Origin of the sequence: Pseudomonas sp. C2B4, from assembly GCF_013359695.1 — a bacterium.
Classification (GTDB): Bacteria; Pseudomonadota; Gammaproteobacteria; order Pseudomonadales; family Pseudomonadaceae; genus Aquipseudomonas.
This window is the reverse complement of record NZ_JABFMU010000020.1, coordinates 1-17,294: the sequence shown is the minus strand read 5'-3', so window position 1 is coordinate 17,294 and position 17,294 is coordinate 1. Positions and strand designations below refer to the sequence as shown.

At 59.5% G+C, this 17,294-nt stretch carries 15 protein-coding genes, 4 tRNA genes and 2 pseudogenes; 9 read left to right on the top strand and 12 right to left on the bottom strand.

The genetic code is table 11. The features are described from left to right. Window positions 1–17: 17 nt before the first annotated feature. A complete protein-coding gene (locus HNQ83_RS14950; RefSeq protein WP_175389675.1) occupies window positions 18–641 on the bottom strand; it encodes a glutathione S-transferase family protein in 624 nt (207 codons plus the stop codon). Window positions 642–684: 43 nt separating this feature from the next. Beyond that, the gene (locus tag HNQ83_RS14945; protein WP_175389674.1) at window positions 685–1,344 is read right to left on the bottom strand and encodes a transglutaminase family protein; all 660 of its coding nucleotides are present in this window, start codon (window positions 1,342–1,344) and stop codon (window positions 685–687) included. Window positions 1,345–1,608: 264 nt separating this feature from the next. Between HNQ83_RS14945 and HNQ83_RS14940 the strand changes: the two genes are divergently transcribed. Next, entirely contained in the window at window positions 1,609–4,056 is a 2,448-nt protein-coding gene (locus HNQ83_RS14940; protein ID WP_175389673.1) for an acyl-CoA dehydrogenase, read from the top strand. 83 nt (window positions 4,057–4,139) lie between these two features. Continuing rightward, window positions 4,140–4,547, top strand: a complete 408-nt coding sequence (locus tag HNQ83_RS14935) for a PA2817 family protein (RefSeq protein WP_077047009.1) — start codon at window positions 4,140–4,142, stop codon at window positions 4,545–4,547. A 57-nt stretch (window positions 4,548–4,604) separates the two neighbouring features. Here the strand turns inward: HNQ83_RS14935 and HNQ83_RS14930 are convergent, their stop codons facing one another. Beyond that, complete coding sequence (locus HNQ83_RS14930) at window positions 4,605–5,603, bottom strand: LysR substrate-binding domain-containing protein (RefSeq protein WP_175389672.1); 999 nt, start codon at window positions 5,601–5,603, stop codon at window positions 4,605–4,607. Between the two features lie 91 nt (window positions 5,604–5,694). On the opposite strand from HNQ83_RS14930, the gene HNQ83_RS14925 reads away from it, so the two are divergent. The 3 genes from HNQ83_RS14925 (at window position 5,695) to HNQ83_RS14915 (ending at window position 7,828) form a co-directional block, all read left to right on the top strand. Next, window positions 5,695–6,321 (top strand): alanyl-tRNA editing protein, encoded by a 627-nt coding sequence (locus HNQ83_RS14925; protein WP_175389671.1) that lies wholly within the window; start codon window positions 5,695–5,697, stop codon window positions 6,319–6,321. A gap of 93 nt (window positions 6,322–6,414) precedes the next feature. Further along, window positions 6,415–7,185 carry a 2OG-Fe(II) oxygenase gene (locus tag HNQ83_RS14920; RefSeq protein WP_175389670.1) on the top strand — a complete coding sequence of 257 codons (771 nt, stop codon included), beginning with the start codon at window positions 6,415–6,417 and terminating at the stop codon, window positions 7,183–7,185. 1 nt (window position 7,186) lies between these two features. Next, entirely contained in the window at window positions 7,187–7,828 is a 642-nt protein-coding gene (locus tag HNQ83_RS14915; protein ID WP_175389669.1) for a LysE family translocator, read from the top strand. A 116-nt stretch (window positions 7,829–7,944) separates the two neighbouring features. Here the strand turns inward: HNQ83_RS14915 and HNQ83_RS14910 are convergent. The 4 genes from HNQ83_RS14910 to HNQ83_RS14895 all read right to left on the bottom strand — a co-directional run bounded on the left by HNQ83_RS14910 (window position 7,945) and on the right by HNQ83_RS14895 (window position 8,357). Further along, window positions 7,945–8,020, bottom strand: a tRNA-Gly gene (locus HNQ83_RS14910). A 3-nt stretch (window positions 8,021–8,023) separates the two neighbouring features. Next, window positions 8,024–8,099: transfer RNA gene (locus HNQ83_RS14905), tRNA-Glu, on the bottom strand. A 104-nt stretch (window positions 8,100–8,203) separates the two neighbouring features. After that, window positions 8,204–8,279, bottom strand: a tRNA-Gly gene (locus HNQ83_RS14900). 2 nt (window positions 8,280–8,281) lie between these two features. Continuing rightward, window positions 8,282–8,357 (bottom strand) — tRNA-Glu (locus tag HNQ83_RS14895). A 386-nt stretch (window positions 8,358–8,743) separates the two neighbouring features. Between HNQ83_RS14895 and HNQ83_RS14890 the strand changes: the two genes are divergently transcribed. Next, window positions 8,744–9,502 (top strand): hypothetical protein, encoded by a 759-nt coding sequence (locus HNQ83_RS14890; RefSeq protein WP_175389668.1) that lies wholly within the window; start codon window positions 8,744–8,746, stop codon window positions 9,500–9,502. A 136-nt stretch (window positions 9,503–9,638) separates the two neighbouring features. Here the strand turns inward: HNQ83_RS14890 and HNQ83_RS31640 are convergent, their stop codons facing one another. From HNQ83_RS31640 to HNQ83_RS14875, 4 genes and pseudogenes are all read right to left on the bottom strand, one after another. Further along, on the bottom strand, window positions 9,639–10,502 hold the full coding sequence (locus tag HNQ83_RS31640; protein ID WP_372241905.1) for a methyl-accepting chemotaxis protein: 864 nt from the start codon (window positions 10,500–10,502) through the stop codon (window positions 9,639–9,641). Further along, a pseudogene (locus tag HNQ83_RS31635) lies at window positions 10,500–10,724 on the bottom strand (HAMP domain-containing protein); the annotation flags it as partial. The gene HNQ83_RS31640 and the pseudogene HNQ83_RS31635, both read right to left, overlap by 3 nt. Window positions 10,725–11,711: 987 nt before the next feature. Continuing rightward, on the bottom strand, window positions 11,712–13,061 hold the full coding sequence (locus HNQ83_RS14880) for a PLP-dependent aminotransferase family protein (protein WP_175389666.1): 1,350 nt from the start codon (window positions 13,059–13,061) through the stop codon (window positions 11,712–11,714). A 235-nt stretch (window positions 13,062–13,296) separates the two neighbouring features. Continuing rightward, window positions 13,297–14,058 (bottom strand): SDR family oxidoreductase, encoded by a 762-nt coding sequence (locus HNQ83_RS14875; RefSeq protein ID WP_175389665.1) that lies wholly within the window; start codon window positions 14,056–14,058, stop codon window positions 13,297–13,299. 237 nt (window positions 14,059–14,295) lie between these two features. Here HNQ83_RS14875 and HNQ83_RS14870 point away from each other — a divergent pair, with 237 nt between their 5' ends. Then, a complete protein-coding gene (locus tag HNQ83_RS14870; protein ID WP_175389664.1) occupies window positions 14,296–15,300 on the top strand; it encodes an NADP-dependent oxidoreductase in 1,005 nt (334 codons plus the stop codon). 138 nt (window positions 15,301–15,438) lie between these two features. Here HNQ83_RS14870 and pyrF read toward each other — a convergent pair whose 3' ends face one another. Next, a complete protein-coding gene (pyrF, locus tag HNQ83_RS14865; protein ID WP_175389663.1) occupies window positions 15,439–16,137 on the bottom strand; it encodes an orotidine-5'-phosphate decarboxylase in 699 nt (232 codons plus the stop codon). A gap of 293 nt (window positions 16,138–16,430) precedes the next feature. Between pyrF and HNQ83_RS14860 the strand changes: the two genes are divergently transcribed. Next, window positions 16,431–17,189 (top strand): response regulator, encoded by a 759-nt coding sequence (locus HNQ83_RS14860; protein ID WP_175389662.1) that lies wholly within the window; start codon window positions 16,431–16,433, stop codon window positions 17,187–17,189. Continuing rightward, a pseudogene (locus tag HNQ83_RS14855) lies at window positions 17,189–17,294 on the top strand (two-component sensor histidine kinase); the annotation flags it as partial. The gene HNQ83_RS14860 and the pseudogene HNQ83_RS14855, both read left to right, overlap by 1 nt.

Here is a 17,294-nt window from a genome sequence, read left to right as displayed (position 1 = left end):
TGTGTCGATAGTGAGTATTAAGTCAACGCAGTCATGACCGCCTTGCGATACGCCGGACGCTGCTTCAACCGCGCGTACCAGGCCTCAAGATGCGGCTGTGGCGCGCGCTCGATCGGCATCTCGAACCAGGCATAAATAAAACTGCCCAGGGGAATGTCGCCCATGCCGATCTGCTCACCCGACAGATACGGCCTGGTCGCCAACGCCTGATCGGCCATTGCCAGCAGCGCGTCGCACTCCTTGATCGCAGCCTTGATGGCGGGCCAGTCCTGTTGCTCTGCCGGGGTGCGCAAAACGCCCCAGAACACGGTGCGGAACGGCCCTGCGAAACTGGAGGTGGCCCAGTCCATCCACTTGTCAGCGATGGCCCGCGCCTGCAGATCCGACGGATACCACGCCGTATTCGCAGCATGTTTGGCCAGCAGGTAACGGACAATCGCGTTGGATTCCCACAACACGAAACCGTCGTCTTCGATCACCGGAACACGGCCATTGGGGTTCATGGCGCGGTACTCGGGCGTGTCGACCACACCAAAAGCACCGCCCGCATCGATGGCTTCATAGGCCAGGCCGAGTTCCTCGGCGGCCCACAACGGTTTCCTGACATTCGATGAATTCTTCCGACCCCAGATCTTCAGCATGACCGCCTCTCGATTGATGAATGCGCAGGCAGCATACGCCGGATCAGGCGCGACTCAAATCGCTCTGCATGTCCCCCAGCAACGGTTGCAGTTGCTCACCGAACAGGTGCGGGTAGCACTTGTGCAGATGCTCGAAGAAGAACGCTTCCGGCACATCGGTGAACTGACCGTGATCGACCAGGTACTCCATCAGTTTCTCGCCGTCGCGATTGAAAGGATGGAAAACACTGTCGCTGATCCCGTCGAACTCCAGCGGCGCGACATTGAACAAATCGCACAAGCCTTGATTGAACGCCGGCGTGGCCTTCACCCAGCGATCGTTCAGATACAGTTCGGTATAACCGTGCATGGCGAACACATCGCTTTTGAGCAATTCAAGCAAGCGCGGCGTCGACAAATGATTGCGCACGTCCGCCAGGCCGATCCGCGCAGGGATCCCGCAATGCCGTGCCGCCCCGGCCAACAGCGTGGATTTAGGGACGCAATAGCTCTCCCCGGCAGCCAGCGCATAACTGCCGCGCAGGGTCTGCGGATCGAGGCTGAAGGTGTAGGGGTTGTAGCGCACCGCCTCACGAACGGCGTAATAAAGGTGGATCGCCTGCTCGATCGGCTCGCGACGGCTGCCACGATGCTTTTCAGCGAACTCCACCACCGAGGGGTGGTCACTATCGATGAAGCGGCCGGCGCTTAGGTACTCGTGCATACGGGCGATCTCCATGCTGGTAACGTCCAGGGCAAGCCTCGAGTCTAGCGAGAGGTTCAGCACAGAGATAACGACGTTTCGGCCAAACATGGACGCTTTGTCGCCCGCTCAATGAACGATTTTTCACGGGTCTCTCGTTTGCGGGGCCTACAAAATCATCCAGGGTTTCCCACGTTTTCAATCACCTCGCTGTGACCACCCTGTTTCGCGGATGCCGTCTAAGCTCTGTGGGTTGGTTCGCCCTGGTTTCACGGAGGATTAAATATGCTGCTGTTGTGGATACTGGTTCTGGTTGTCGGGATAGCTTATTTAGCCCACCGTCGCATCGCGCCACTGCCCGCCCTGGGCATTGTGGCTGTCTACCTGCTGGCAATGGGCGCCTTCAGTCGCGCACCGGGTTGGTTGCTGCTGATCTTCTGGGTGTTGGTCGCCGCCGTGGCGGCACCGCTGCTATTGCCTGATCTGCGTCGCAAATTCTTCAGCGCGCCCATGTTCAACTGGTTCCAGAAAACCCTGCCACCCATGTCGCAAACCGAACGCGACGCCATAGAAGCCGGCACCGTATGGTGGGACGGCGAACTGTTCAGCGGTCGTCCGGACTGGAACAAACTGCTGTCCTATCCCATCGCGCAATTGAACGAAGAAGAGCGGGCATTCATCGACGGCCCGACCGAAGAGCTCTGCGCCATGGTCAGCGACTGGCAGCTGGGGCAAACCATGGATCTGCCGGCCAAGGCCTGGACGTTCATCAAGGACAACGGTTTCTTCGCCCTGATCATTCCCAAGGAATATGGCGGCAAGGGTTTTTCGGCCTACGCCCACTCACAAGTGGCGATGAAACTGGCGAGCCACAGCGGCGACCTCGCCTCCACCGTGATGGTGCCCAACTCCCTCGGCCCGGCCGAACTGCTGCTGCATTACGGCACCGACGAACAACGCAATCATTACCTGCCCCGCCTGGCGCGCGGCGACGATGTTCCGTGTTTCGCCCTGACCGGGCCACTGGCCGGCTCCGACGCCGGCGGCATGCCCGACACCGGGGTGATCTGCAAAGGTGAATGGGAAGGCAAGGAAACCCTCGGCCTGCGCCTGAACTGGGAAAAGCGCTACATCACCCTGGGTCCGGTAGCCACATTGCTCGGACTGGCATTCAAGGCCTATGACCCGGACCACCTGCTGGGTGAGAAAGAAGACCTGGGCATCAGCCTGGCACTGGTTCCAACCGACACCGCCGGCGTGGAAATCGGTCGCCGCCACCTGCCTTTGGGTGCGGCTTTCATGAACGGCCCGAACTCCGGCAAGGATGTGTTCATACCGCTGGAGTTCTTGATCGGCGGACAGGACATGCTCGGCAAGGGCTGGATGATGCTGATGAATTGCCTGTCGGTCGGTCGCTCGATCTCCCTGCCCGCGGTGGGCACCGGCATGGCCAAGTTCACCAGCCTGGTGACTGGCCAGTACGCGCAGATCCGCGAGCAGTTCAATGTGCCAATTGGGGCTTTCGAAGGCATTCAGGAAGCCATGGCCCGTATCGGCGGCAACGCCTGGATGATGGACGCCGCGCGGATGCTCACCGCCAACGCGGTGGACCTGGGCGAGAAACCGTCGGTGCTGTCGGCCATTCTCAAGTATCAGCTCACCGAACGCGGCCGCGAGTGCATCAGCCATGCGATGGATGTGCATGGCGGCAAGGCGATCATCATGGGCCCGAAAAACTATCTCGGACGCATGTGGCAAGGCGCGCCTATCTGCATCACCGTGGAAGGCGCGAACATACTCTCGCGCAACCTGATGATCTTCGGACAGGGCGCGATTCGCTGCCATCCCTTCGTGCTCAAGGAAATGGCGCTGGCCACCCGTGAGGACAAGGATCAGGCACTGACCGAGTTCGACGGCCTGTTGCTCAAGCACATCGGTTTTGCCGTGGGCAACGCGGCCAGCACGCTGGTGTTGAATCTCGGCTTCGGTCATCTGGAACACGTGCCGGGCGACAAACTCAGTCAGGGGTATTTCCGCGCGCTTAACCGTCAGGCTGCCGCGTTCGCACTGCTGGCCGACCTCAGCATGATGTTGCTGGGCGGGGAACTGAAACGCCGCGAACGCCTGTCGGCGAGGTTGGGCGATGTGTTGAGCAACATGTACCTGGCCAGCGCCGCGCTTAAACGTTACAACGACCTCGATGCACCGCAGTACATGGAACCGCTGTTGGCCTGGGCCATGGAGGAAAGCCTCGGGCAGGCTGAGCGGGCCATGGATGAACTGCTCAACAATTTCCCGAACAAAGTGCTGGCGTGCGTGTTGCGGGTGATCGTGTTCCCGTTCGGCCGTCGCCACAAAGGGCCGTCGGACAAGCTCGGTGCCGCGGTCGCGGCGGTGATCGGTCGCGCCAAGGGTGATCCTGCCCTCGAAGAATTGCTCCAGGGCTGCTACCGGCCGCAATCGAACGAGGATCCGGTGGGTGTCCTGCAGCACGCCTGTGACCTCTTGAGCACAGCGCAACCGCTACAGAAAAAGCTTCATGTGGCGCTCAAGAGCGGTCAGGTCAAACCGGTCGCTGGCGAACATGTCATCGATGCCGCCCTGGAAGCCGGCGTGTTGCAGCCTGTGGAAGCACAAACCCTGCGTGAGGCCGAAGCGGCGCGGCGCAAGGTGATCGATGTCGATGACTTCGCCAAGGACGAGATAGCACTGACCGATGGGCAGGTCCGCTGATCCAGCTAATCCTGTGTAGCATGTAAAAAAGGGCGCAGGAGCTTTATACTCCCGCGCCCGTTTTGCTCTTGAGGACTTATCTCGTGTCCAACATCGTTGCCGATCATCTCGTTTTGCTCGACCACCTGCGCAGCATCCTGGTCGCCGTAGGTGAGGCCGACCAGGTTCCCGAAGAAAGCCATGCCTTGTTCCTGGAGCGCTTTGACGAACTGCGTGCCCTGCTGCCGGTCGATCCGATCGAAAGCCAATACCTGGGCCAGGACATTCTGTGCCAGGTGATCACCCGCTACCCGCAAATCGCCCACCTGGTCCCGCGTGACTTGCTGTGGTACTTCGCCGGTGACTGCCTGCACTACATGCCCGATGATGAAATCGACCTGTACCAGGCACTGGAAGAGCGTCGCTTCGAAGCCGAACAGAACGACGAACCGTTCGACTGGAACCAGGAAAAGCAGTTGCTGGCGCTGTCGAATCAGGACAGCAAGCACTGATCCACGATCAGAAAGACAAAAGGCCCGCACGGTTATCCATGCGGGCCTTTTTTTGCCTCAAAACAAGCCGTCGCTCTCGGGCAACTCATACTCCGAAACGGCAATATTCGAAGGACTCGACTTGCCTGGCCGGCCCAATGTCGGCTCCTTCTCCAGACACTCCACCAGGTAATCGATCAACACCCGAAGCTTGGGTGGCAGGTAGCGAGTTGGCGAATGCAGCAACCAGGCGCCTCCGTGGTAGGACGCCAGAAAGGTCCAGTCCGGTAGCACTTGCACCATCAACCCCTTCTCCAAGGCACGGCGCGCCGTGAAATACGGCAGGCTGCCAATGCCGATGTGCTGCAATACGGCACCGAAACGTACGCCCGTATGATTGGCGGCATATCGCCCACGCACACCAACAGTGACAGATTTGCTGCCTTTCTTGAACTTCCAGCGCGCATCGCTCGGCGTTTCACCCAGGTAGATGCAGCTGTGGTTGAGCAAGTCATGAGGATGTGTCGGCGTTCCGTGCTCGGCCAGATACTGCGGTGTCGCGCAGAGCAAATGGTCAATGGTGAGCAATTGTCGTCCCACCAACCCCGCTGGCGGCCGATCGGTGATACGAATCGCCAGGTCGACGTGATCGTCTATCAGATCCACCTGACGATCCTCCAGCAACAGCTCCACATCCACTTTGGGGTAGCGGCGCAGAAACTCCGGCATATGCGGGTGAATTACGATTCGGCCAACCGCTTTCGGAACGCTGATACGCACCACTCCCTCGGGTTCCTCGGTGAATTGCCCACTGATTTCCATCACCGACCGGGCAGCACTGACCATGTCCTGACAACGCTTGAACACCTCCTCGCCACCGTCACTCAAACGCAACTTACGGGTAGTCCGTTGCAGCAAACGTATCGCGAGGGCTTTCTCGAGCCGCGAAATGCTGCGACTCACTGCCGAGGGTGAAGAGCCCAACTGGCGGGCCGCCTCGGAGAAACTGCCGGTCTCGACAACCTTGACGAATATCGCCATTTCACCCAGCAGGGGCAGCGGAAGATTTATGCTCACAACGCAACAGTCCTTTGATGTTTGAACGGATTATCACGCAATTGCACGCTCCATATAATGAAAAATGGAAACATTCATACGAGCAAGGGATATGACGCTTCGCCTCTTTTTCCATAGTGATGACCTCAAGGCCAACGTGGAAGTCCTGGAATGTGTGCCCCACGAGAACGAATTTGCCGTGGTGCTGCGCGCAACACTGTTTCACCCCCAAGGCGGCGGACAACCTTGTGACACGGGATGGATCGGTGAAAGCCAGGTGCTGCGCGTGGTGCAGGATCCTGACCGGATCATTCATTTCGTCGACCAACCGGTAAATCCCGGTATGACCCGAATCCAGGTCGATGAGCAACGTCGTCGATTTAATACACGCATGCATTCCGCCGGCCACCTGATCGGCCACTTCGTCCAGGCCATGGGCTGGATGCCGATCAAGGCTCATCACTGGCCGGGCGAAGCAAAAGTGCAGTTCAAACCGGCGGACTGCGCACAGGACGTTGATGTGCAGACGCTGCAGGACGGCCTCGCACAGTGGATCGCCCATGACCTGCCACGCCTGACCTCGTCGCGTGAAGGCACCCGGGAAATCGGTTTCGGCGAGCTGCCCGCCTACGGTTGCGGCGGCACCCACGTACGTAGCCTGAAGGATTTGGGCACGGTCACGATCGAATCCCTTTCGCAGAAGAAAGGGATCCTGTCCGTCCACTATCACGTGGACTGAGTTGCAGGACGATGCCATTTGCCGGCATCGCCTGACACCGGATGAGCCTGCGTTCGCAGGCTTCGTTGACACTTTGTCGGATGGACCCAGGACATGATGCTTGACGTCGAATGTCTCGATGAGACGTGCATAAAAAAGCTGGCCAATGAAGAAGTTCTCGCCATCCGCATCAAGGGCTGGCTAGCCCCGCCATTGGCGATGAAGATTGGCGAAAAGATCCTCGAACCAGGTTTTGAAGGCTATATCAACGCGCCGAGCATCGGTCGCATCGGCATGGCGTTTTACGAAGCGGAAAACCAGCCACTGCTGATCGAGGACTATTTCGCACGCGCCACTCGCAACATCGCCGAATTGCGCAACCGCTGCGCGCCCTACTCGTCCCCGGTCGACACCTTGCGCTGCATGCTCGACGAGTCCTGGCCGGCAGGCGCGCACCTGGAAACCCTCTACGGTCGCAAGATGTATGTCGGGCTTTCCCGGGTGGTGAAACCCGGTGTGTGTTTTCTCGCCCATCACGACATATTCGCCAAGGATGCCCCGGACAGTTTTCAGGCCCGAAGTCTGGAAGCGCAATTTGCCTGCAATGTTTACCTGAACATGCCCAGCGAAGGCGGTGCATTGCAGATGTGGGACCACGATATTTCCCCGGAACGGTTCGATGAAATGCGCGGTGACAGCTACGGCATCGATCCAGCCCTGCTCGGCACGCCAAGCCTGGAGGTTCGCCCGGAACCGGGCGACTTCATCATGTTCAATTCACGCCGAATGCACGCAGTGACACCGGGTGTGTCCGACCCACGCTTGAGTCTTTCATTTTTTGTCGGCTATCGCGGCAACGCGGCCCCCCTGACGTTCTGGAGTTGAAATGCAATTTTCCAATTATCTGGGCGAGTTCCTGGCGCTGGCGACGATCCATTCTCTAGCCGTGGTCGCCCCTGGACCAGACTTTGCCGTGACAATCCGCCAGAGCGTTCGCTTTGGCCGGTGGGTGGGCATCTGTACGGCGCTGGGCATCGGCGCCGGGATTTCCGTACATGTGCTGTACACCCTGCTCGGCGTCGGTGCGCTGATGCATACAACGCCTTGGCTACTGACCGTGGCCAAGGTGATCGGTGGTGCCTACATTCTGTATCTCGGCATCAGTCTATTGCGCAGCAAACCCAAGTCAGTGCTTGAAGGCGAAAAGGATGTGGACGAATCGAGTGAGGAACAAACCTTGCTGAAGGCGTTCACCACAGGTTTTCTGACCAACGCCACCAACCCCAAGGCCACCCTGTTCTTTCTGGCGATTTTCACCACGCTCATCAGCGCCACCACACCTCTCGAGATACAGGCGCTGTACGGCGTGTGGATGTGCGGCGTGAACGCCCTGTGGTTTGTGATCGTGGCACTCTTCTTTTCTAGCAATAAAGTGCGTTTGCTGTTCCTGCACATGGGGCACTGGTTCGAACGCACCATGGGCGTGATCCTGATTCTGTTTGCCGGCCGATTGATGCTGTCGATGTAAAACAACCCACGCAAAAAGGCCCGCTCAGCAAGTCTGGCGGGCCTTTTTTTTTACATCGAGTACAAATCACACGCAAACAAAAACGCCGCTCGATTGAGCGGCGTTTTCGTTAAATATGGAGCGGGAAACGAGACTCGAACTCGCGACCCCGACCTTGGCAAGGTCGTGCTCTACCAACTGAGCTATTCCCGCAAATGGCGTCCCCTAGGGGACTCGAACCCCTGTTACCGCCGTGAAAGGGCGGTGTCCTAGGCCACTAGACGAAGGGGACACGCTACCCGGAACACATGGTGTGTGTTTCGGTGTCCAGATCCGCATCCGAAGACTTGGTTCTGGTTTCACTCAGCCCTGCCCGAAAGCAACGCTGTTTAAAATTGGAGCGGGAAACGAGACTCGAACTCGCGACCCCGACCTTGGCAAGGTCGTGCTCTACCAACTGAGCTATTCCCGCATTGGCGTCCCCTAGGGGACTCGAACCCCTGTTACCGCCGTGAAAGGGCGGTGTCCTAGGCCACTAGACGAAGGGGACACGCTACAACATTCACTCCCTGCTTCGTTTCGCTGTGTGCTTTACGCTGCAAGTGGCGCGCATTCTATGGATGGTTTGAGAGGTCGTCAACCCCCTGTTATAAATTTTTTTAAATCAATGACTTGGCCCCGCTTTTCGCCCCCATCCGGATTTTCCGCCGCCCGGTGTTTGACGCCTATATTCTGACACCCCTCAAAACGCTATAGTCCATATCTTAAATGATGGCGATTTGCTTTATTGGTGCCAGCATTTATAAAGCAGGGCTGTGGCCGATATAGGTTGTGCCTTGTCGAACCAACTCGTCGAGCGGCGCTAGGCGCTTAAATAACGAGCCACTACACTCGCACGCGAACCCTTTATAAGAGGTCTTACCGGTGACACCACTCATGATCACCCTGCTCGTCGTAGCCGGGATCGCATTATTGATCGCCATTGGCTACATCAACCATGTGGTGGAAAACAATAAGCTGGAAAGGGCCCGAACCAAGGTTGAACTCAACGATCGCCTGCGTCGCTGCGGAGAAATCACCGAGACCTTCCCCGGCCAATTGATGACACCGGCGCTCAAGCTGCTGCTGACTCGCCTGGAGTTGAACGTCTGCCAGCGCCTGCTGAACCTGGAAAAAACCAGCAGCAATCTCAAGGCGCGGATCGCCGAGCTGGAAACCCTGGTTGCCCAAGGCGAATCGATCCCGGTCAACAACCCTCCGGCGCCGATCCAGACCGAAGCCAAGGCCAAGGACGTGCGCTTCCTGCTCGAAGCCATGCATGGACAGATCACCCGCGCCGCACAGGACGGCTTCCTGCCGCCCAACGAAGCCAAGCGCTGGATCCGCGAAGTCCGGCATATTCTGGTGCTGCTGCACATCGAGTTCTTCAACAATCTCGGTCAGCATTCCCTGCAACAGAACCAGCCCGGCCAGGCGCGCCTGGCGTTCGAACGCGGCGTGCAATACCTGCGCAAGCAGCAGGAACCACAGGTCTATGCAGAACAGCTGGAATACCTGGAAAAACTCCTGGCCCGCGCCAACGCACAGGTCATGGACCGCATCGCCCCGGTAGAAGGCGAAGTCAACCAGCTGACCGAAGGCCTCAAAGACGTCGAGGCTGATGCGGACTGGAAGAAGAAAGTGATTTACGACTGATCATCGAAGACAGAAAAGCCACCGAGAGGTGGCTTTTTTTTGCCCTACTGGAGACCGGCTGTACCCGCAAACCCCGGGCGACTGTCAGGCCGCCTTCGCGAGCAGGCTCGCTCCCACAGGTTACGCGGTGCAAGGTTCAAAGCCTGAAATGCCCCACCATCCCCTTCAACTCAACGCCCAACTGCGCCAGCTCGATGCTCGACGCCGCGTTCCCCTGCATCGCCAGTGAAGACTGATCGGCGCTGGCACGAATGCTCGTGACACTGCGATTGATCTCCTCGGCCACTGAACTCTGTTCCTCGGCAGCGGCAGCGATCTGCTGGTTCATCTGCTGTATCAACGACACCGCCGCCGCGATGCTCCCCAGGGCACTTTCGGTTTGCAGTGCATCGCTGACCGCCAGTTTCACCAGGTCGCCGCTGCTCTGAATCTGCTGCACCGATGTCTGCGCCGCCGAACGCAAGGCGCTGACCAGCCGTTCGATCTCCTCGGTCGACTGCTGGGTCCGCTTGGCCAGTGCACGCACCTCATCGGCGACCACCGCAAAGCCCCTGCCCTGCTCGCCAGCCCGTGCGGCTTCAATGGCCGCATTGAGCGCCAGCAGGTTGGTCTGTTCGGCCACGCTCTTAATGACACTGAGCACTGTGCCGATGTTCTGGATTTCCGCGCTCAGGCTCTCGATGCTCGAACTGGCCGACGTCGCCGAATCCGCCAGTTGCTCGATCCGCGCCATGCTTTGACGCACCACGAGCTGACCGCTTTCAACCTTGCCGTCCGCCGTTTGCGCTGCCACGGCGGCCTCTTCCGCGTTTCGCGCGACATCGTGCACAGTGGCGGTCATCTGGTTCATCGCCGTGGCGACCTGCTCGGTTTCCTCCTTCTGACTGCTGACCTCAAGGTTGGTCTGCTCAGTCACCGCAGACAGCGATTGCGCTGAAGTCGCCAGTTGCTCGATACCCGCCTGCAAACCGCTGACGATATGGCTCAGCCCCGCCCCCATCTGTTGCATGGCTTGCATCAACTGTCCAATCTCATCCCTGCGGGTCACTTCGACCGTCCCGCTCAAATCCCCCGAAGCAATCTGTTGCGCCACGCGAATCACACTGCGCAGCGGCCCCACGATCAACCGGGTAATCACCCAGGCAGCAATCAACCCGACCAGCAACGCCAGTGCGGACGAACCAATGATCAGCAGCGAATTCTTTTTCAGCTCGACCTGCATCGACTGGTCTTCGGCGACATAGGCCTGGTCTACCCGTTCCATCACCTGGGCCGCGCGTTGATGCAGTTGCTGATAGACCGTCTTCTCCTGTTCCAGCAGACCGGTGTACTCGGCAAGTTTTTCGCTGAAACTGGCGATATGGCCGATCACTTCATTGAGAACGGTCTGGTAACCCTCATCCTTGACCGTGGTTTTCAGCTGTTCGGCCTGGGTCAATGCCTGGCTGGCCTGTTCGATCTTGCCTTGCCCCGCACTGTCGTCGCCCTTGCGACTCTGGTCCAGGCGCACGCGCGCTTCGTTCATGGCCTGCAACATCAACCGCGAAACCTGGCTGACCTGATTAGCCTGCTCGATGAATTGCGCGCCGTCCTTGCCTTCGGAATCCTTCAGCGTGTAGGTGCCGTCATCGGCAAGCCCGGACTGCAGCACGTCGAGGTTGTTGGCCACGCTGGAGACCGACCAACTGGCCATCTCCAGCGCCAGATCCTTGGCCTGGCTGAGCGAGACGAACTCGTCGAACGCCTTGCGATAGGCACCCAGAGACTGCTCGACATCATTCATGACCGGCACGTTGGCTGCCGACTCAGTCTTGAGTTGGTTGGCCAGGGTGATCAAACCCTCTACGCCTTCGTGCAGGGCATCGGCGGTTTTCGGGTTGCCGTGCAAGGCATATTCCTGCTCCAGCAGGCGGACCTTCAGCAACCCGCTGTTGAGCGATGACATCTGCTTGAGCCCGTCGAAGCGATGGCTGATGGTTTGCAGGGACCAGACGCCGATGGCCGCCACCAGGGCGGTCAACAACAGCACCAGCACAAACCCGATACCCAGTTTTTTTGCCATACCGAGGTTGGCAAAACGTCCTTGCACGCCCGAAATCATTGCACTCAGTCCCCTGCCATTATCTGTAGACGCAGATTCGCAACGGGCCTGTGGCAACACAAGTCTCTGGCGTCGGAATAATGGCAAAAAGCTACGCCTGCGTCGTTTTCAGAACGCTTGAGGTCGATCCGGAGCGGTGGCCTGAAAAAACGCCCGGGCTCGCGGATCGCAGGCACAAGCCACATTGATGCGCTGCCATTCATCGACAGGACCAGAAGGACCGAAGGCCGTGGTTGATGACAGCAAAACACCGAAGCGCCGGGCCTGCCTGTGCACTTGGTCATAGTCCGCCACTCGCGATCGCGCCCAGATAAACAAACCGCTGGCAGGCTTGGCGAACACCTCCCAATCGGCGTCTTCAAGCAGCTGCAAAACCGCCTGCCGATCGCGGTTCAAGCGTTGTTGCTGACGCTGCACCAACTTGCGATAGGCTCCATTGGCCAACAAACGGGCCAGCACCGACTCGCAGAATCCTGACGTGCCCATACTGCATATCATCTTGACCCTGGCCAGTCTCGCAATCACCTCGGAACTGGCTGCCACAAAGCCGATCCGCAAGGAACTGCTGAGGGTCTTGGAGTAACTGCCGACGTAGATCACGCTGTCATCCAGTGCAGCGAGGCGCTTGCCAGGGCCGCAGTTCAAGTCCGCGTAGACGTCGTCTTCGATCACCTGCACGCCATGCTCCCTGGCCAGTTGCAGCACCCGCTGCGCCACCGCCGGCGCCAGGCTGGAGCCGGTCGGGTTGTGATGGAAACTATTGATGAACATTCCTCGAGGCCGCCATCTGCGCAGCAACGCTTCCAGCGCTGCGATGTCCGGCCCGCTCGGGGTGCGAGCAACCTCGAGCATGCTGACACCGTGCAATCTGAGCAGATCGAACAACATCGGATAACCGGGACTCTCAACGACCACGCAATCGCCCGGCTTGAGCAACGTGCGGACAATCAGGTCCAACCCCTGACTGGCTCCTGCGGTTGTCAGGATCTGACTGTCCTCGACGTTGATGTCCAGCGGCTTCAGGCCCTTCAGAATCTGCTGGCGCAGGGCGGGCAAACCCAAGGGCGAACTGTAGTTGAACAGCCCCGCCATGTCGGTGCGACTGACCTCCCGGATCGCATACGCCAGATCGTCCGACTCGCGCCAGCTTTCGGGTAAGCCACCACCGCCCAATGGCAACTGGCAAAAGGAAGCGTCCTGTTGTTCCGCAGAGTTCGACGCCGGCGTAGCCACGACGTAACCGCCGGCATGACGCGACGCCAGCACCCCTTGCGCGACCAGGCGCTCACAGGCTTCGAAGACACAGGACTGACTGAGCAAATTGATGTGCGCGATTTTTCGCACAGAAAGCAAACGCGTGCCTGGGGCTGGGTCGTGGCAACGGATCCAGCAGGTTAACGCGTCGACGATTTGCTGCACGACCGGCACCAGGGCCCGTCGATCGATTCTCAACTCCATGAGCAAGCAACTCCTGTTGGTTTGCGAAAACCAGTTAATCACAGGAGTGTTCGCCGGGATGTGCGACAACGCCGCTAAATCCTTTGCTTTTAACCCTTTGCAACATACAAAAAACCTGTGGGAGCGAGCCTGCTCGCGAAAGAGGTATATCAGCAACATAAATGTCGCCTGACACTCCCTCTTCGCGAGCGGGCTCGCTCCCACAGGTTCAGGGTTGACTACCCATCAGCGGGTATTAGAACGCTGTAACGCCACCATCCACCGCCAGCGAATGCCCAGTGGTAAACGCGGCGCCGTCGCTGCACAGGTACAGCACCGCGCTGGCGATTTCCTCGACCTTGCCGATGCGGCCCACCGGATGCATGGCGTTGGCAAACTCGCCTTTCTTCGGGTCGGCTTCATAAGCGCGACGGAACATATCGGTGTCGATCACTGCCGGGCACACCGCATTGACCCGGATCTTTTTCTTGGCGTATTCGATGGCCGCCGATTTGGTCAGGCCGATCACCGCGTGCTTGGAGGCGGCGTAGATGCTCATCTTCGGCGCAGCACCGAGACCGGCCACCGAAGCCGTGTTGACGATGGCGCCGCCACCCTGGGCCAGCAACAACGGCAACTGGTACTTCATGCACAACCAGACGCCTTTGACGTTGACGCCCATGATCGCGTCGAACTCGTCGACGGTGCCTTCGGCCAGCTTGCCCTTCTCGATCTCGATGCCGGCATTGTTGAAGGCATAGTCGAGACGTCCGTAGGTCTTCACCACTTCATCCATCAGATTTTTTACATCGCTTTCCACGGTGACGTTGCAGCGCACGAAGGTCGCTTCGCCCCCGGCCGTACGAATCAGCGCCACTGTCCCCTCGCCGCCCGCCGTATCCATGTCGGCCACCACCACCTTCAAGCCCTCGGCGGCGAATGCCAGGGCCGTCGCGCGACCAATACCGTTGGCGGCGCCCGTGACTACGGCAACCTGGCCGGAAAACGTCATGCTCATTGTTATGTCCTCGAAGAGTCGATTGCGGGGGATCGCGTTTTTTCCAGTCTAGCCACAGCGTCGCCTCACGCGGCAGCACTATCAGAAGCCCGGTTAAGCCTCCATGAGTTGCAGTGATGGAACTGCCGTACCAACTATCACTGCACTGGATCAGCCTGCATTCGCCGCATCAGCCAAACTTGCGGCATCGTGCATGAAGGTCTATCAACAAGACTTCATTCATCTTGAGTGCCTGTCATGACTACCCAGACCAATCGCCAGTTCCTGCTCGCCAAACGTCCTGTCGGCGCGGCAACCCGCGAGACATTCACCTATCAAGAAGTACCGGTCGGCGAGCCGGCTGCGGGTCAGATCCTGGTCAAGAACGAATACCTTTCCCTGGACCCGGCCATGCGTGGCTGGATGAACGAGGGCAAGTCCTACATTCCTCCAGTGGGGCTTGGTGAAGTGATGCGAGCCCTGGGTGTCGGCCAGGTCGTGGCTTCGAACAACCCCGGGTTTGCGGTTGGGGACTACGTCAACGGGGCGCTGGGCGTGCAGGATTATTTCCTGGGCGAGCCGCGGGGTTTCTACAAGGTCGACCCAAAACTCGCACCGTTGCCACGTTACTTGTCTGCGCTGGGCATGACCGGCATGACGGCTTATTTTGCCCTGCTCGACGTCGGTGCACCCAAGGCGGGCGAGACCGTGGTGTTGTCGGGCGCCGCCGGTGCGGTAGGCAGCATTGCCGGGCAGATCGCCAAGATCAAAGGATGCCGGGTGGTCGGCATCGCCGGCGGCGCGGACAAGTGCAAATTCCTCATCGATGAACTGGGCTTTGACGGCGTGATCGACTACAAGAACGAAGACGTCATCGCCGGCCTCAAGCGTGAATGCCCGAAAGGCGTCGACGTGTATTTCGATAACGTTGGCGGCGACATTCTCGACGCGGTGCTGAACCGCCTGAACATGAAGGCACGGGTGGTGATCTGCGGCGCCATCAGCCAGTACAACAACAAGGAAGCGGTCAAGGGTCCGGCCAACTACCTGTCACTGCTGGTCAACCGCGCCCGGATGGAAGGCTTTGTGGTAATGGACTACGCCGCGCAGTTCGCCGCCGCCGGGCAGGAAATGGCGGGCTGGATGGCCAAGGGGCAGCTCAAGAGCAAGGAAGACATTGTCGAAGGACTGGAGACATTCCCGGAGACGCTGATGAAGTTGTTCAGCGGGGAGAATTTCGGGAAGTTGGTTCTGAAGGTTTAACCCGGATCCCAAACTCACCATAAAACAACTGTGGGAGCGAGCCTGCTCGCGAAAGCGGTCTATCAGCCAACATTGATGTCGGCTGACACACCCTCTTCGCGAGCAGGCTCGCTCCCACATTTGATCGTCGGTGTTTGGTCAGGCGAGCTCGGCCACTACATCGGCCAATGCTTTGGCCGGATCTGCCGCCTGGCTGATCGGACGGCCGATCACCAGATAATCGGAACCGGCCTCCAGGGCCTGACGCGGGGTCAGAATGCGGCGCTGGTCGTCCTGGGCGCTGCCCGCCGGACGAATCCCCGGGGTCACCAGTTGCAGCGACGGGTGTGCGGACTTCAGGGCCTGGGCTTCCAGGGCCGAGCACACCAGGCCGTCCATCCCGGCTTTTTCCGCCAGGGCAGCCAGGCGCAGCACTTGTTCCTGCGGCTCGATGTCCAGACCAATACCGGCCAGATCCTCACGCTCCATGCTGGTCAGCACGGTCACGCCAATCAGCAGCGGCTGCGGACCGCTGCGCTTGTCCAGCACCTCACGGCACGCCGCCATCATGCGCAGGCCACCGGAGCAGTGCACGTTGACCATCCACACGCCCATTTCCGCGGCGGCTTTAACAGCCATGGCAGTGGTATTGGGGATATCGTGGAACTTGAGGTCCAGGAACACTTCGAACCCTTTGTCACGCAGGGTGCCGACGATTTCCGACGCGCAGCTGGTGAACAATTCCTTGCCGACTTTGACCCGGCACAGTTTCGGGTCCAACTGATCGGCCAGCTTCAGTGCGGCGTCACGGGTGGGGAAATCCAGGGCGACGATGATAGGAGTCTGGCAGGCGGACATGAGTGGGCTCTCAGGCAGGACGAAATCGGCGCGCATTGTAGCGGAACCAGCGCCGCTGCGGGACCCGATGATCGGTAAATCGTCGAGAACGCTCAGGCAAGACTAGTCTTTGTGGCTATTGTGTCGAGTTCGGTACATACCTGACACGACCCCAACACCCGTGTCCCCTACCCTCGCCTGCCGCAACACGTCCTTACAGCACTTCCCGCCTCCGGGCCGGACGCCTATGCTGAAGCCACAACCTCGCCGCCTAACTTTGTGGTTGGCAGCCTACCTGGCAGATGAACCCACGCATGCACACGACCCACGCACCTGTGAACGACGATCAAAAAGCGTCCGGCGACGACAAACGCTGGAGCATACGCGCCCTGATCGTCGACGATGACGTCCCGATCCGCGAATTGATGATCGATTACCTGGCCCGGTTCAACATCCACGCCAGCGGCGTCACCGATGGCACCGCCATGCGCCAGGCCATGCAGGCAGAGCATTTCGACGTGGTGGTGCTGGACCTGATGCTGCCCGGCGAAGACGGTTTGTCGCTGTGCCGCTGGCTGCGCGCCGAGTCGGACATCCCGATCCTGATGCTCACCGCCCGCTGCGAACCCACCGACCGGATCATTGGCCTGGAACTGGGCGCCGACGATTACATGGCCAAGCCGTTCGAACCCCGTGAGCTGGTGGCCCGCATCCAGACCATCCTGCGCCGGGTGCGCGACGACCGCACCGAACAGCGGGCAAACATTCGCTTCGACAACTGGCGACTGAACAGCGTGCTGCGCCAGTTGATCGCCGCCGATGGCCTGGTGGTGCCGTTGTCCAACGCCGAATTCCGCCTGCTCTGGGTGTTCATCGAACGTCCGCGCCGGGTGCTGAGCCGAGAGCAATTGCTGGACGCCGCCCGAGGTCGCTCGATCGAAGCCTTTGATCGCAGCATCGACCTGTTGGTATCGCGCCTTCGGCAGAAACTCGGCGATGACCCGAAAGCACCGCAGCTGATCAAAACCGTGCGCGGTGAAGGCTACCTGTTCGACGCCCGGGACATCGGCTGATGCACGGGCGCTTCGATACGCTGTTCGGCCGCCTGTTTGGCGTGTTGCTGATCGCGATTATCCTGGCGCACCTGCTGGCCTTTGCCTGGTTTCACTATTACGGCC

What these genes read in the sequence shown, in the direction of transcription:
- pyrF (WP_175389663.1), bottom strand. Translation starts at nt 16,137, where the DNA reads ATGTCCGCCTGCCAGACTCCTATCATCGTCGCCCTGGATTTCCCCACC.
- HNQ83_RS14940 (WP_175389673.1), top strand. Translation starts at nt 1,609, where the DNA reads ATGCTGCTGTTGTGGATACTGGTTCTGGTTGTCGGGATAGCTTATTTA.
- HNQ83_RS14950 (WP_175389675.1), bottom strand. Translation starts at nt 641, where the DNA reads ATGCTGAAGATCTGGGGTCGGAAGAATTCATCGAATGTCAGGAAACCG.
- HNQ83_RS14860 (WP_175389662.1), top strand. Translation starts at nt 16,431, where the DNA reads ATGCACACGACCCACGCACCTGTGAACGACGATCAAAAAGCGTCCGGC.
- HNQ83_RS14870 (WP_175389664.1), top strand. Translation starts at nt 14,296, where the DNA reads ATGACTACCCAGACCAATCGCCAGTTCCTGCTCGCCAAACGTCCTGTC.
- HNQ83_RS31640 (WP_372241905.1), bottom strand. Translation starts at nt 10,502, where the DNA reads ATGGGGGCGGGGCTGAGCCATATCGTCAGCGGTTTGCAGGCGGGTATC.
- HNQ83_RS14890 (WP_175389668.1), top strand. Translation starts at nt 8,744, where the DNA reads ATGATCACCCTGCTCGTCGTAGCCGGGATCGCATTATTGATCGCCATT.
- HNQ83_RS14925 (WP_175389671.1), top strand. Translation starts at nt 5,695, where the DNA reads ATGACGCTTCGCCTCTTTTTCCATAGTGATGACCTCAAGGCCAACGTG.
- HNQ83_RS14915 (WP_175389669.1), top strand. Translation starts at nt 7,187, where the DNA reads ATGCAATTTTCCAATTATCTGGGCGAGTTCCTGGCGCTGGCGACGATC.
- HNQ83_RS14875 (WP_175389665.1), bottom strand. Translation starts at nt 14,058, where the DNA reads ATGAGCATGACGTTTTCCGGCCAGGTTGCCGTAGTCACGGGCGCCGCC.
- HNQ83_RS14880 (WP_175389666.1), bottom strand. Translation starts at nt 13,061, where the DNA reads ATGGAGTTGAGAATCGATCGACGGGCCCTGGTGCCGGTCGTGCAGCAA.
- HNQ83_RS14945 (WP_175389674.1), bottom strand. Translation starts at nt 1,344, where the DNA reads ATGCACGAGTACCTAAGCGCCGGCCGCTTCATCGATAGTGACCACCCC.
- HNQ83_RS14920 (WP_175389670.1), top strand. Translation starts at nt 6,415, where the DNA reads ATGATGCTTGACGTCGAATGTCTCGATGAGACGTGCATAAAAAAGCTG.